General features: G+C 26.5%; 17 protein-coding genes. 15 read left to right on the top strand and 2 right to left on the bottom strand.

Annotated elements, in window-relative coordinates; all coding sequences use genetic code 11:
* Nucleotides 1–10 precede the first annotated feature (10 nt).
* The 5 genes from purM to BN8917_RS09445 all read left to right on the top strand — a co-directional run bounded on the left by purM (nucleotide 11) and on the right by BN8917_RS09445 (nucleotide 5,562).
* Entirely contained in the window at nucleotides 11–1,012 is a 1,002-nt protein-coding gene (purM, locus tag BN8917_RS09465; protein ID WP_066873802.1) for a phosphoribosylformylglycinamidine cyclo-ligase, read from the top strand.
* A complete protein-coding gene (gene purN / locus BN8917_RS09460; RefSeq protein WP_066873801.1) occupies nucleotides 1,000–1,620 on the top strand; it encodes a phosphoribosylglycinamide formyltransferase in 621 nt (206 codons plus the stop codon). Before purM ends, purN begins: the two co-directional genes overlap by 13 nt.
* Nucleotides 1,617–3,116: a bifunctional phosphoribosylaminoimidazolecarboxamide formyltransferase/IMP cyclohydrolase gene (purH, locus tag BN8917_RS09455; protein ID WP_066873799.1), complete on the top strand. Its 1,500-nt coding sequence runs from the start codon at nucleotides 1,617–1,619 to the stop codon at nucleotides 3,114–3,116. The genes purN and purH overlap by 4 nt, the downstream gene beginning before the upstream one ends.
* Nucleotides 3,117–3,196: 80 nt before the next feature.
* Nucleotides 3,197–4,441: a phosphoribosylamine--glycine ligase gene (gene purD / locus BN8917_RS09450; protein WP_066873797.1), complete on the top strand. Its 1,245-nt coding sequence runs from the start codon at nucleotides 3,197–3,199 to the stop codon at nucleotides 4,439–4,441.
* A gap of 263 nt (nucleotides 4,442–4,704) precedes the next feature.
* Nucleotides 4,705–5,562, top strand: coding sequence for an MBL fold metallo-hydrolase (locus BN8917_RS09445; protein WP_066873794.1), 858 nt, complete (start codon nucleotides 4,705–4,707; stop codon nucleotides 5,560–5,562).
* Between the two features lie 60 nt (nucleotides 5,563–5,622).
* On the opposite strand, the gene BN8917_RS14370 is transcribed toward BN8917_RS09445, so the two are convergent.
* Both BN8917_RS14370 and BN8917_RS09435 read right to left on the bottom strand, forming a co-directional pair.
* The gene (locus BN8917_RS14370) at nucleotides 5,623–5,826 is read right to left on the bottom strand and encodes a hypothetical protein (RefSeq protein WP_207644767.1); all 204 of its coding nucleotides are present in this window, start codon (nucleotides 5,824–5,826) and stop codon (nucleotides 5,623–5,625) included.
* A 432-nt stretch (nucleotides 5,827–6,258) separates the two neighbouring features.
* Complete coding sequence (locus BN8917_RS09435) at nucleotides 6,259–6,498, bottom strand: hypothetical protein (protein WP_066873790.1); 240 nt, start codon at nucleotides 6,496–6,498, stop codon at nucleotides 6,259–6,261.
* A gap of 143 nt (nucleotides 6,499–6,641) precedes the next feature.
* Here BN8917_RS09435 and BN8917_RS09430 point away from each other — a divergent pair, with 143 nt between their 5' ends.
* From BN8917_RS09430 to fabG, 10 genes are all read left to right on the top strand, one after another.
* Nucleotides 6,642–7,283 carry a carbohydrate-binding family 9-like protein gene (locus BN8917_RS09430; protein WP_066873787.1) on the top strand — a complete coding sequence of 214 codons (642 nt, stop codon included), beginning with the start codon at nucleotides 6,642–6,644 and terminating at the stop codon, nucleotides 7,281–7,283.
* A 232-nt stretch (nucleotides 7,284–7,515) separates the two neighbouring features.
* Nucleotides 7,516–8,694: a coenzyme F420-0:L-glutamate ligase gene (locus tag BN8917_RS09425; RefSeq protein ID WP_066873785.1), complete on the top strand. Its 1,179-nt coding sequence runs from the start codon at nucleotides 7,516–7,518 to the stop codon at nucleotides 8,692–8,694.
* 58 nt (nucleotides 8,695–8,752) lie between these two features.
* The gene (truA, locus tag BN8917_RS09420; RefSeq protein WP_066873783.1) at nucleotides 8,753–9,484 is read left to right on the top strand and encodes a tRNA pseudouridine(38-40) synthase TruA; all 732 of its coding nucleotides are present in this window, start codon (nucleotides 8,753–8,755) and stop codon (nucleotides 9,482–9,484) included.
* 104 nt (nucleotides 9,485–9,588) lie between these two features.
* Entirely contained in the window at nucleotides 9,589–10,560 is a 972-nt protein-coding gene (locus BN8917_RS09415) for an aromatic acid exporter family protein (protein WP_084748567.1), read from the top strand.
* Nucleotides 10,561–10,619: 59 nt separating this feature from the next.
* The gene (locus tag BN8917_RS09410; RefSeq protein WP_066873778.1) at nucleotides 10,620–11,114 is read left to right on the top strand and encodes a deoxycytidylate deaminase; all 495 of its coding nucleotides are present in this window, start codon (nucleotides 10,620–10,622) and stop codon (nucleotides 11,112–11,114) included.
* 264 nt (nucleotides 11,115–11,378) lie between these two features.
* The gene (locus tag BN8917_RS09405; protein WP_066873776.1) at nucleotides 11,379–11,825 is read left to right on the top strand and encodes a MarR family winged helix-turn-helix transcriptional regulator; all 447 of its coding nucleotides are present in this window, start codon (nucleotides 11,379–11,381) and stop codon (nucleotides 11,823–11,825) included.
* Nucleotides 11,826–11,842: 17 nt separating this feature from the next.
* On the top strand, nucleotides 11,843–12,838 hold the full coding sequence (locus BN8917_RS09400) for a beta-ketoacyl-ACP synthase III (protein WP_066873773.1): 996 nt from the start codon (nucleotides 11,843–11,845) through the stop codon (nucleotides 12,836–12,838).
* A gap of 18 nt (nucleotides 12,839–12,856) precedes the next feature.
* On the top strand, nucleotides 12,857–13,075 hold the full coding sequence (acpP, locus tag BN8917_RS09395) for an acyl carrier protein (RefSeq protein ID WP_066873771.1): 219 nt from the start codon (nucleotides 12,857–12,859) through the stop codon (nucleotides 13,073–13,075).
* Between the two features lie 57 nt (nucleotides 13,076–13,132).
* Nucleotides 13,133–14,080 (top strand): ACP S-malonyltransferase, encoded by a 948-nt coding sequence (gene fabD, locus BN8917_RS09390; protein WP_066873769.1) that lies wholly within the window; start codon nucleotides 13,133–13,135, stop codon nucleotides 14,078–14,080.
* A complete protein-coding gene (gene fabG, locus BN8917_RS09385; RefSeq protein ID WP_066873767.1) occupies nucleotides 14,080–14,820 on the top strand; it encodes a 3-oxoacyl-[acyl-carrier-protein] reductase in 741 nt (246 codons plus the stop codon). Before fabD ends, fabG begins: the two co-directional genes overlap by 1 nt.
* Nucleotides 14,821–14,825 lie beyond the last annotated feature (5 nt).

Raw genomic sequence — 14,825 nt, 5'->3', positions numbered from 1 at the left:
GGTTTAAATTATGCTAACTTATAAGGAATCAGGAGTAGATATAGAAGAGGGATATAAATCAGTTTCTCTTATAAAAGATTATGCTAAAAAAACTTTAAGTGAATATGTTTTAAGTGGACTTGGAAGTTTTGGAGCATTTGTGGAATTACCAGAAGGTTATAAAAAGCCAGTTTTAGTATCAGGAACTGATGGAGTAGGAACAAAACTTGAAATAGCATTTAAGACTAAAAAATATGATACTGTTGGAATTGACTGTGTAGCAATGTGTGTTAATGATATTTTATGTCATGGTGCAAAACCTTTATTTTTCTTAGATTATATAGCTTGTGGTAAATTAGATGCAAATGTTTCAGCTAGTTTAGTTAAAGGAATCTCAGATGGATGTATTGAAAGCGGATGTTCCTTAGTTGGTGGAGAAACAGCTGAAATGCCTGGATTTTATTCAGATGGTGAATATGATATGGCAGGTTTTGCTGTAGGGGTTGTTGATAAAGATAAAATTATTGATGGTAAAAAGATTGAGGAAGGAAATATCTTAATAGGTATTTCTTCTTCAGGAATACATTCAAATGGATATTCTTTAATAAGAAAGGTATTTCTAGATATAAATGAAGATTTTAATGGTGAGGAAGTTTGGAAAACTTTATTAAAGCCAACAAAGATATATGTAAAACCTATTTTAACTCTTTTAGATAAAATAGAGATTAAGGGAATGGCTCATATAACAGGTGGTGGATTTATAGAAAATATTCCAAGAATGTTTGGAAAAGAAAATCTTACTGCTGTAATAAAGAAAGATTCATATAAATTACCTAAAATATTTGAAAGAGTTATAGAAAAAGGTGTTGATAAGAATCATATGTACAATACATTCAATATGGGGATTGGATTTGTTGTATGTGTTGCAGAAGAAGATAAAGAGAGAGCTCTTAATATACTAAAAGAATGTGGAGAAGAGGCTACTGTAATAGGATATGTTACTTCTGGAGGTGAAAAAATTTGCTTAGAATAGCAGTTTTGATATCAGGTAGTGGAAGTAATTTAGAATCTATAATTAATAGAATAGATGATGGTACGTTAAGTGAAATTGAGATAGTTAAAGTAATAAGTGATAGAGAAGCTTTAGGAATAGAAAAAGCTAAAAAAAGGGGTTTAGATACATTAATATTAGATAGAAAAATATATAAACAGGAGTTAAGTTCTAAGATATTAAGAATATTAGAGGGAAATGTTGATTATATTGTTCTTGCTGGATATTTATCAATTATATCTCAAGAACTTATAGATAAATTTAAAGATAAAATAATAAATATACATCCATCACTTATTCCTAGTTTTTGTGGTAGTGGAATGTATGGTATTAATGTGCATAAAGCTGCAATTAAAAAAGGGGTTAAGTTTTCAGGATGTACAGTTCATTTTGTAAATGAAGAAATAGATGGTGGGGCTATAATAAAACAAGCAGTTGTACCTGTCAATTTTGAAGATACAGCAGAAGAATTACAAAAAAGAATTTTAGTAGAAGAACATAAACTTCTTCCAGAAGTACTAAAAATAATAAGTGAAAATAGATTGGAAGTAGTCAATGGTATAAGTAATATCTTAGGAGGTAAGGAATGATAAAGAGAGCTTTAATAAGTGTTTATGATAAAACGGGAATATTAGAATTAGCAAAAACATTAATAGATAAGGATATAGAGATAATATCATCAGGAGGAACTTATAAATATCTTAAAGGTAATAATATAAAAGTTAAGGAAATAAGTGAAATAACTAAGTCAGATGAAATGTTAGATGGAAGAGTTAAGACACTTCATCCTATAATACATGGAGGTATCTTAGCTATAAGAGATAATGAAGATCATATGAATACTCTTAAAAATAGAGATATCAAAACTATAGATATGGTTATTGTTAATTTATATCCATTTTTTAAAAAGCTTAAAGAGGATTTATCATTTGAGGAAAAAGTTGAATTTATAGATATTGGTGGTCCTACAATGCTAAGGGCAGCAGCTAAGAATTTTAATGATGTAGTTGTTGTAAGTGATATAAAGGATTATAAAGAAGTAATAAATCAAATAAAAGAGGGAGAAGTTTCATTTGATTTTAGAAAGAAACTTGCTGGTAAGGTATTTAATTTAATGAGTGCATATGATGCGGCAATTTCAAACTTTTTACTTGGAGATGAAGAATATCCAGAATATTTATCAGTTTCTTATAAAAAACTTCAAAGTTTAAGATATGGAGAAAATCCACATCAAAAAGCCGTATACTATGGATCTACTGAAATTGAAGGTGCCATGAATAATTTTGAAGTATTAAATGGAAAAGAACTTTCATATAACAATATTAAAGATTTAGATATAGCATGGAAAGTAGTTAATGAGTTTGATGAAATAGCTTGTTGTGCTTTGAAGCATAATACACCTTGTGGAGTTGCTGTAGCTGATACAGTTAGAGAGGCTTATGTAAGAGCTTATAATTGTGATACAGTATCGATTTTTGGGGGGATAGTTGCTCTAAATAGAAAAATTGATAAAGAGACTGCTGAAAAAATGATAGAAATATTTTTAGAAGTTGTTGCAGCTCCAGAGTTTGATGATGATGCTTTAGAAGTTTTAAGAACTAAGAAAAATTTAAGAGTTATTAAATGCAATAGAAAACCTGTAGATAAGAATTTCTTAGTATCTGTTGATGGTGGAATATTAGTTCAAAATGAGGATAATAAACTTATAGAAAGTTTAGATACTGTTACAGAAAGAAAGGCATCAGAAGAAGAAATAGAAAATATGATTTTTGCTATGAAAGTAGTTAAATATGTTAAGTCAAATGCAATTGTAGTTGCAAAGGATAAGATGGCAGTTGGTATAGGGGGTGGACAAGTTAATAGAATTTGGGCTGCTTGTGAAGCTTTAGAAAGAGGTAAAGGTGCTACAGTACTAGCATCTGATGCATTCTTCCCATTTGATGATACAGTTAAGGAAGCAAATAAATATGGGATTAAGGCTATAATACAACCAGGTGGATCAATTAGAGATAAGGATTCAATAGAAGCTTGTAATAAACTAGGGATGACAATGGTTATAACTGGTATAAGACATTTTAAACATTAGTATATAATTTATAATTATTTAATGAAAAGAGGGAGTTAGTACCTCTTTTCATATTATATAAGTGTAGAGAGGTTTTAGTTATGAAGATATTATTAATTGGATCAGGTGGAAGAGAGCATGCTATAGCGAGAAAGTTTGCTCAAAATAATAAGGTACAAAAAATATATTGTGCTCCTGGTAATGGGGGAACAGCATTAGAACAAAAATGTGAAAATATAAATATTATAGGAATGAATGAATTAGTTAAATTTGCTAAAGATAATAAAATATTTTTAACATTTGTAGGTCCTGAAGTGCCTCTTATAGATGGAATAGTAGATTTATTTAATAAAGAAAATTTAAGAATTTTTGGACCTTCTAAAAAAGCAGCTATGTTAGAGGGGAGTAAAAGTTTTTCAAAAGAATTTATGAAAAAATATAATGTAAAAACAGCTAAGTATGAAGTTTTTACAGAGGCTAATGAGGCTTTAAGATATCTTAAAAATCAGGAATTTCCAATTGTAATTAAAGCCGATGGTCTTGCAGCAGGAAAAGGAGTTTATATTTGTGATTCTTTAGAAGAAGCAAATAGTGCTGTTAAGGATATAATGATAGATGATATATTTACAGGTGCTGGTAATAAAATCGTAGTAGAAGAATTTTTAGAAGGTATAGAGGCATCAATTTTATCAATTACAGATGGAGAGGTTATATTACCATTTGTGTCAGCAAAGGATCATAAACAGATATTCGATGGTGGAAAAGGACCAAATACAGGTGGCATGGGAGTTATAGCTCCAAATCCTTATGTAACTGATAAAGTTAAAAAGGAATTTGAATCAGAAATTATGAATCCAACATTACTAGGATTAAGAGAAGAAAATCTTGATTTTAAGGGTATAATATTCTTTGGTATAATGATAACTAAAAAAGGAACATATCTTCTTGAATATAATGTTAGGATGGGAGATCCTGAAACTCAATCAGTTTTGGAACTTATGGATAGTGATTTTCTTGAACTTGTAAATCATTCAATAGATAAGAATTTAAAGAACTTTAATTTAAAATGGAAAGATGAGTATTGTTGTAATGTAGTATTAGCTTCTAAAGGATATCCAGGGAAAATAGAAAAAGGATTTGAAATATTTATAGATAAAGCTGTTAAAAATAATATTATCATTGCTGGAGGAGAGCTTAAGGAAAATAAATTAGTTACTTCAGGAGGAAGAGTTTTATCAGTTATTGAAATTGCTAAAACATTAGAAGAGGCAATTAATAAAACATATCTAAAAGTTGAAGAAGTTAATTTCTATGGGAAATATTATAGAAAAGATATTGGGAGATAAAAAAATATAGCTATATTTTTATAGCTATATTTTTTTATCTAATTTACATCTTAAATAAAATACTCGTAAATGATGATTAAAATGATAAAAAATTTAAAACTACAAAACTTATATAAAATAACACTAAACTTAAAGAAAGAAATTTAAATAGGAATATAAATTTGTTTTACTTCTTAATAAAAAGTATAATAAGAATGTAATAATTAATATTTTAAATAATACTTAAGATTATATTTTGATTAATTGTTTTTGGAGGAATTTATATGTTGAAAAAAATTACAGATAGAGTGTACTATATGGATTATGAGGAAAAAGGTGATAGACCAGTAATTGGATTAGTTATAGGTGATGATTATTGTTTAGTTATTGATGCAGGAAATTCTAAAAATCATGCTGAGAAGTTTTTATCTGAAGTAGAAAAAATGAATATTCCTCCATTAAAATATTTAGCAATTACTCATTCTCATTGGGATCATATATTTGGAGCTAAAACTATGAATCTTATAAATATAGTTAATGATATAACTAATGAGAATTTAAAAGAAATGTCAAGTTATTCTTGGACTGATGAGGCTATTTCTGAAAGAGTTAAAGAAAGGAAAGAAATTAAATTTTCAGAAGAAAATTTAAAAATAGAACTTCCTAATAATGATAGAGAAGTTGAAATAATAAATGCAGATATTATATATGATGAATTCCTTAAAATTAATTTAGGTGGAATAATAGTTGAATTAGAAAGAATACCAACTGATCATTCAAAAGATTGTTCAATTATTCATATTCCTAGTGAAAAGGTGGTATTTTTAGGTGATTCAACATATCTAAATATGCATAACGGAGAATGGAGTTATAGTAAAGAATTCTTAATACCTTTATTAAAGGAATTGCAGTATTATGAGGCAGATTATTATGTACCTTCACATCATGAATTATATAATAATAAAGAGTTTAATGAGTTTTCTGAATCTTTAATTAGTATAAGTAAACTAGTGAAGAATTCAATTAATTTAGATGAAGCAGAATTAAAATGTAAGTCAAAATTAAATCGTGATCTTACTGAATTAGAAAAAGAATATGTTTTATATTTTGTTAGAGGTAATAGAAAAAAAGAAATTAATTAATTTAAGAAAAGGTATGAATTTCATACCTTTTCTTAATAAATTTATTTAAAGAAATTATGACTATTTACAATCACAGTCCCAATCCCAATCGCAATATTTGTCTTCTTTCTTGTCTTCTTTCCAGCACTTGTCTTCATCTTTGTCTTCTTTCCAACACTTGTCTTCATCTTTGTCTTTTTTCCAGCACTTATCTTCTTTCTTGTCTTCTTTTTCGAAGCAGTCATAGAAATCTTCTTTACAGCATTCTTCGAAGCAGCAATCCATTGGCTTACGGCATTTACACTTAGGATCTACTATAGTTTTTGTTCCCTTATCAAATCTTCTATGCTTAACTTCTTTATCACAATGAATTACTTCTGTATTGCAGTAAAAGTCGTTTACATAATAAAAGTCATTGATATATTTATGATGTGTGTGATTGTGGTAATTATTTCTTACATAGTAGTTATTTTCACATTCGTCACTCTTTGTATTTATTTCACGACTACATTTGAAATATCTGTTTTTACAAGGATCTTGACATTTTTCTGGGCGCTTTTCTGAATATTTTTTTGAATTACATTTGTTACTTTTATTATACATAATATAACCCCTCTTATCTTATTTTTTTTATTGTTGTTTTATAGTATATAATATGTAAGTTTAGATTAAAGGTTACATAATTGAAATAAAAAAACTAGTCCTATGGGACTAGTTTTAATAAGCTATACCTGCTTGAGCTACACTTTCAATTTTACTTGAGCTACAAGGTGTAACTCCATATGTCATATTACAATTAGGGCACTTAAATACTAATGTTTCCATTTTAAAATTAGCACCGCATGTACATTCGATTTGTAAATCTCCTAAAGGAGCATTATTTTCAAATCCTTTACTTCTAACTAAATCTACAATTTTTCTACCATTATCTTTAATAGTATTACATCCACATGCCATTAAATATCTCTCCTTTTATAAAAATATGCATATAAATTATATATTATATTTTTATAAAAATCTATAATTTATATATAAAGTATAAAAATAAAGATTGTTTATAGTATAATATTCCTGTAGAGATTTTAGGGGAGGATGATTATATGGATTTTATAAAGCGAATTTTATTAAAAGATTTAAATTCAAATGTATGGGATTTTGTTGAAGGATATGAATTAAAAAATTTCCCTTGGGATAAAATGGGATATAAACCAAAGTCTGTTGTTAAAATGTTTTATACTGAAAAGGATTTGAGAGTGAAATTTACAGCGACAGAAAAAAAAGTTAGGGCTGAAAATACAGAGATTAATAGTAGTGTTTATCAAGATAGTTGTGTTGAATTTTTTATAAATCCAGATTATAAAAATAGTGATGATTATTTGAATTTTGAGGTTAATGCTATATGTACATTACTTAGTCAAGTAGGTAAAAATTCTAGGGAAAGAGAATTTTTATCTAAAGAAGATATTAAAAAATATATTAATATAACTAGTGATGTTAATATTGACAATATTTTAGAATTTGATAATTTTAAACCTTGGAATGTAGAATTAGTAATATCTTTTGATTTGATAAAAAAATACTTTCCTTTATTTAAGACTGATAAAGACAAAATTATAAAATGTAATTTTTATAAATGTGGAGATAAGACAGATATTCCTCATTATGCTTGCCTAGAAAATATAGATTATCATAAACCATCTTTTCATAGACCAGAATTTTTTAAAGAAATTTTATTAAAATAGAATATATTTAAAACATCTAACAAATACTATATTTAAGAAAATATTTTCACGAATTATATGTGTAAATATAACTATCAATATACGTATGTTTTAGATGTTTTTTTATGAAATTTATAAAAATAGTTGAAAATAGAAAACTCTTAATATATAATCTTAAGTGGTCAAAATAAAAATACGAATTATCTTGTAGGAGATAATAAAAAAATCAGTTTAAACTGAGGGGGAATTATCAATGAGAACAATTGGAACAGTAGCAATGGGAGTAAGAGCTCCAATAATAAAAAGTGGAGACGATATAAAAAGCGTAGTAGTAGATTCAATTCTAAAAGCTGTTGAAAATGACAATATCCAATTAAGAGATGGAGATGTTGTAGGTGTAACAGAATCACTTGTTGCTAGAGCTCAAGGAAACTATGTTAAACTAGAACAAATTGCTAAAGATATAAATAGTAAGCTAGAAGGAGATATAGCAGTAGTATTCCCTATATTAAGTAGAAATAGATTTGCTCCAATATTAAAGGCAATATCATTAACAGGTAAGAAAATTCATTTATTCTTAAATTATCCATCAGATGAAGTTGGAAATCATTTAATGAATTTAGATATTATGGATGAAGCAGGAGTTAATCCTTATACAGATCATTTAACAGAAGCTGATTATAGAAGAATATTTGGTGAAGAAGTAGCACATCCATTTACAGGAATTGATTATATAAAGATGTATAAGGAAATTGTTGGAGAAGATAATATAGATGTATATCTAACAAATGATCCAAGAGTAGCTTTAAAATATACTGATGAAGCAATAGTATGTAATATCCACCAAAGATTCAGAACTAAGAGATTAATGGAAAAAGCAGGAGCTAAAAAAGTTCTTACTTTAGATGAAATAGTAAATGAATCAATTGATGGAAGTGGATATAATAATGAATATGGATTATTAGGTTCAAATATGGCAACTGATGATTCAATTAAATTATTCCCAAGAGGATGTAGAGAATTAGTTTATGAAATTCAAGCTGAATTAAAAGAAAAAACATCAAAGAATATAGAAGTTATGGTTTATGGAGATGGTGCTTTCAAAGATCCAGTAGGTAAGATATGGGAACTTGCTGACCCGGTAGTTTCACCTGGATTCACAGATGGTCTTGTTGGAACACCAGATGAAATAAAGATAAAATATATAGCAGATAATACTTTAAATGATGATGCTTCAAGAGAAGAACAAATAATAGAAAAGATTAATGCTAAGAAGAATAGAGAAAAAGTAGGAAATGAAGCTTTAGGAACTACACCAAGACAAATCACAGATTTATTAGGAAGCTTATGTGATTTAGTAAGTGGTAGTGGGGATAAGGGAACTCCTATTATCTTAATTCAAGGATATTTTGATAATTACGCAACAAAATAATACTAAAAACTATCCATTAATTTGGATAGTTTTTTTATAGTTATTAAGGAGAAATAGTATGAATTATAAAATTAAAATACAATATGATGGAACAAGATATTTGGGGTGGCAAAAACAAAAGAATATTGATTCAACTATTCAAGAAAAAATAGAGAATATTTTATATAAAAAATTTAATGAATATATACAAGTTATAGGAGCTGGAAGGACAGATGCAGGTGTTCATGCATTAGATTATACAGCGAATTTTTTAACTTCTAATGAAGTGAATTTAAATGAATTATTTGAGTATTTTAATAGATATTTACCAGAGGATATAAGAATAAAGGAAATAAAAAAAGTAGGGGATAGATTTCATTCAAGATATAATGCTAAATCTAAAACTTATATTTATAATATTGATAACTCACTATATGGGAATGTTTTTGATAGAAAATATTCATGGCATATTCCTGAAATCCTTAATATTGAAAAAATGAAGTTAGCAGCAGAGTTATTAGAAGGTACTCATGATTTTAAATCTTTTACTAATAAATCTAAAAATAAAAATACTGTTAGAACTATAAATTTTATAAATATAGATAAATATAATGAAAAAATATCTATTGAAGTAAATGGAAATAGCTTTCTTTTAAATATGGTTAGAATAATAGTTGGTACCCTAGTCGAAGTTGGATTAGAAAAAAGAACTATTGAATCAATAAAAGAATTATTTATTGATGTAGATAGAAATAAAGCAGGTGAAAGGGCAGTAGCTAAAGGGTTATTTTTAAAAGAGATTATTTATTAATATTTAAAATTAGAGTATAGTTATAGTAAGTATAAATATATTAGATATTATTTGATATATATTTTTGTAGTATAATTTAAAAAATAACTTTTGGGGGACAAGTGATGAAATACATATATAATTTAGCAGTTAAAATGGCTCTTTCAGCTACCATAGCATTAATTATATGTAATTTTCTTAATATACAATATGGTACAGTTTCAGCTGTTATTGCAATTTTAAGTATACAAAGTACGAAGAGGAAAGCACTACTAGTAAGTAAAAATAGAATACTTGCTGGAGTAATTGCTTTAATATTATCTTTTGTATTATATAAATATTTAGGAAATTCACCAGTAATATTCGGAGTATTTTTACTTATATATATTCCTATAACATCTAAATTTAAAATTGAAGAAGGAATGGTACCAGCTGTTGTATTATCAAATCATTTATTAGTTGCTGATAAATTAGATTTAAATTTAATGATAAATGAATTATTGATTATGATAATAGGTGTTTTTGTAGCATTTATAGCAAATTTATTTATGCCTTCATTTGATCAAAAATACGATGAAGATAAGTTATATATAGAAAGTGAATTGAAAACAATAGTTGCTAAAATAGGTAATAACCTACTTACTCAAACAGTAGATATAGATGAGCAAAAGATAATATATAATCTCGAAAAAAGAATTCTAGATTGTGAAAAAACAGCTCATGAAATAGTTAATAATAAACTTTTAAAAAATAATAATTATTATATTGATTATATAAATATGAGAAAGAATCAATTTGAAATAATAAAAAAAATGAGAAAACATTTTGAAAAATTTTATATGTCATATAAGCAAACTAAACTAATATCTGATTTTACACTAAGAGTTTCTGAGAATATAAGTGAATTCAATGATTGTAAAATACTTTTAGAGGAATTAGATGCATTAAATAAAAGTTTTAAAACTATGGAGCTTCCTAAAACAAGAGATGAGTTTGAGAATAGAGCACAATTAATTCACTTTTTAAATGATTTAGAGGAATTTTTACTCTTAAAAAGAAATTTTTCAAAAGTATATAAAGATTATATTGAGAAATAATAATGGAATAATTATGTAGTTTTAATATAAATGTATATTAAGCTGAGGAGGTTTTTTTTATGAAAAGAACAGATTATATTTCATGGGATGAATATTTTATGGGAGTAGCTTTAATAAGTGCTAAAAGAAGTAAAGATCCTAATACTCAAGTAGGAGCTTGTATTGTAGATAATAATAATAAAATAATAGGAATAGGATATAATGGATTTCCAATAGGATGCTCTGATGAAGAATTCCCTTGGGATAATACTGGGGAATTTTTAGATACTAAATATCCTTATACTTGTCATGCTGAGTTAAATGCAATTTTAAATAGTGTAGGAAAGGAGCTAAAAGGTTGCAAAGTTTATGCTACATTATTCCCATGCAATGAATGTGCTAAAGCGATAATTCAATCAGGTATTTCGGAAGTGATATATCTTTCAGATAAATATAAGAATACTGATATAGTAAAAGCATCTAAGAAGATGTTTCAATCTTCAGGAGTTAAGTTTAGATTTTTAGATAGTCAATTAAGCAATATAAATATTTCATTTGATCCTAATGATGTATAGAGAAAAACAATAACCATAATGGTTATTGTTTTTTTATTTTTAAAAGTATATAACTAATTATCATTGTTAATAATTAATGGTAAATTCTAATTTTATTTCTTGAAAAAGAAAAAAATATATTGACAAAATATTTTGCTTATAGTATATTTTGATTATCAAAGTAATTATTTTGATTTTCAAAGTAAATATTAAATATATTTCAAAATCCTTATAATACTGATATTATAATAAAAGTAATAACTATATAATAAGGAGATGACAGAATTGAATAAAAATGAAGAAATATTAAATTCACTTTTTGTAGAAGTTTTTAATGATATTTTACTTATAGAACAAAAAACTTTAAAAGAGGGTATTTTATCAGATTTATCTGTTACAGAAATACATACTATTGAAGCAATTGGATATAATTCATCAAGAACTATGTCAGAAATAGCTAGTGATTTAAATATTACAGTTGGTACATTAACAACAGCTATTAATAAGCTTATAAAAAAAGGGTATGTAGAAAGAATGAGAATTGAAAGTGATAGAAGAGTTGTTCTTGTTAATTTAACTAAAAAAGGTAAGATAGCTTATAGACTGCATGCAAGATTTCATTTAGAAATGATAAAAGAAACTACAAAATCATTAACTAAAGAAGAGGAAGATGTTTTATGTAAGGCTCTGAATAATATGAAAGAGTTCTTTAAAGATAAATACTTAAATTAGTATTAAGGAGAATTATTATGATTAATTCTAAAATTATAGGTACAGGTTCATATGTTCCAGAAAATATAGTTTCTAATATTGATTTAGAAAAAATAGTTGATACTAATGATGAATGGATTGTTTCTAGAACTGGAATAAGAGAAAGAAGAATTTCTAAGGGAGAAGGAACAGCTGATTTAGCTACTAAAGCAGCATTAGATGCTATAAACTTATCAGGCTTATCTGTAAATCAAATTGATTATATAATAGTTGCCACTATTACATCAGATACCTACACACCATCTACAGCAAGTATAGTTCAAAGTAATATAGGAGCAGTAAATGCCTCTGCTCTAGATATAAATGCTGCCTGTACTGGATTTATATATGCTTTAGAAATAGGAGACTCTTTAATAAAGTCTGGTATTGCTAAAAATATATTAATTATAGGTTCTGAGACTATATCTAGGATTATTGATTGGAAGGATAGATCAACTTGTGTTTTATTTGGAGATGGAGCTGGTGCTGTAGTTTTAAGTTTATCTACTAAAGATGAAGGAATAATTTCTACTTTAACTGGTTCTGATGGAACTAGAGGAAATTCCTTAATTGCTAGGAATATTAAATTAGATAATCCTTTTATATTAGATAATCCTTTTATAGATTTATATAGCGATTCTGATAGTAATTATATAAATATGAATGGTGCCGATGTATTTAAATTTGCAACTAAAATAATGGAGGAATCAATTAATAATATTATAGCTAAAGCAAATATTGATTTAAAAGATATAGATTATATAATTCCACATCAAGCAAATTATAGGATATTAGACTATGTAGGGAAAAAATTAAAAATAGATTCATCTAAATTTATTATTAATTTAGATAGGTATGGTAATACTTCTAGTGCAAGTATTCCATTAGCTCTAAATGAAGCTGTTAAATGTGGAAAAATAAAAAAAGGAAATAATATAATTTTAGTTGGTTTTGGTGGGGGACTTACTTGGGGAGCTACTTTAATTAAATATTAAAATATTGGAGGAATAAAAATGTTTGAAAAAATTAGAGAAATAATATGTGAAAAGTTAGAAATTAGTGAAGATAAGGTAAATTTAGAAACTAGTTTTGAGGATTTAGGAGCAGATTCATTAGATTTATTTGAAGTTATTATGGATATTGAAGAAGAATTTGATATAAAGTTAGATGATCCTACAAAAATAAAAACAGTTAATGATGCTGTTAAATATGTTGAAAATATGACTAAATAATTAATAAGAGGCTAATTACTGGCCTCTATAATTTTACTTTAAAGTAGGAGGTTTTTTATGAAAAAAATAGCTTTTTTATTTGCAGGTCAGGGTTCTCAATATAAAGGAATGGGGGAAGACTTTTATGAAAATTTTAAAGAAAGTAGAAATATATATGAAATAGCAAATAAGAAACTGGGCATAAGTATTTCAGATATATGTTTTAAAAATGTAGATAATAAACTAAATAGAACAGAATATACACAACCATGTATTATTACTACAAATATGGCTATATTAAAAGCTTTAAATTCTCTAGGAGTAAAATCAGATATTAGTTGTGGATTAAGTCTTGGAGAGTATTCTGCATTACTTAATGATGAAATGATAGAATTTGCTGATGCTGTTGATATCGTAAGAAAAAGAGGAAGATTTATGCAAAATTCTGTTGAGGAAGGACTTGGGGGGATGGTGGCAGTTTTAAAACTTTCTAAAGAAAAAATAGAAGAAATTATTGATGAATGTAAAGAGAGTGGAATTATTGAAATAGCTAATTTTAACTCACCATCTCAAATTGTTATATCAGGTGAGAATCATGCATTAGATAAAGCTATTAATCTTATAAATAAAAATAATGGAAGAGCTATAAGATTAAATGTATCAGCCCCATTTCATTCATCTATGTTAAAAGATGCAGCAGATAATTTATATAAAGAACTAACAAATATTACTATAAAAAAGCCGCATGGAGTAGTGTTATCTAATACTAAAGGTGATAATTATAATGAGTATGATGATATAAAATATATATTAAAAAATCAAGTTGAAAGTTCGGTATTATTTATGAATAATATTGAATATATAAAGAGTTTAGGTGTAGATATATTTGTAGAAATAGGACCAGGTAGAATTTTAAGTGGATTTGTTAAACAGATTGATAAATCACTTACAGTGCTAAATGTAGAAGATTTGAAAAGTTTAGAAGTTACAATAAATAAATTAAAAGGGTTAGAGGTGATTAGTTAGTGCTTAAGGGTAAAAATATAATTATAACAGGAGCATCAAGGGGGATTGGAAGAGAAATAGCTTTAAAATTAGCTAAAGAAGGAGCTAATATAGTTGTTGGATATAGAAGCTCAGAAGAAGATGCTATTAAATTAAAAAAAGAAATAGAATCATATGGCTCTAAAGCATTAATTGTAAAAGGTGATGTTACAGAGAGTAATTATGCTAAAGAATTAGTTAGCAAATGTAAAGAAGTATTAGGAAGTATTGATGTTTTAATAAATAATGCTGGTATTACTAAAGATGGTTTAATAATGAGAATGAAGGATGAAGATTTTTCTTCAGTAATTGATACAAATTTAAAAGGAACATTTTATTGTTCTAGAGAAGCTTCTATATTTATGATAAAGCAAAGATATGGAAAAATAATAAATATGTCATCAGTTATAGGGATTACAGGTAATGCAGGACAGGTGAATTATTCAGCTTCTAAAGCTGGAGTTATAGGGCTTACTAAATCATTAGCTAAAGAATTAGGGGGAAGAGGAATAACTGTTAATGCTATTGCACCTGGTTTTATTGAAACTGATATGACATCACAACTTTCAAATAATATGAAAGGTTTTATTAAAACTAATTTGCCATTAAAAAGATTAGGCATGGTAGAGGATGTTGCAAATTTAGTAGTATTTCTAGCATCAAATAAATCTGATTATATAACGGGTCAGGTTATAAATGTTGATGGTGGAATGGTAATGTAAGGAGA

Origin of the sequence: Clostridium mediterraneense (genome assembly GCF_900091705.1) — a bacterium.
GTDB classification, from domain to species: Bacteria; Bacillota; Clostridia; order Clostridiales; family Clostridiaceae; genus Sarcina; species Sarcina mediterraneense.
The sequence above is the reverse complement of the archived record's forward strand: the minus strand, read 5'-3'. Positions and strand labels throughout refer to the sequence as shown.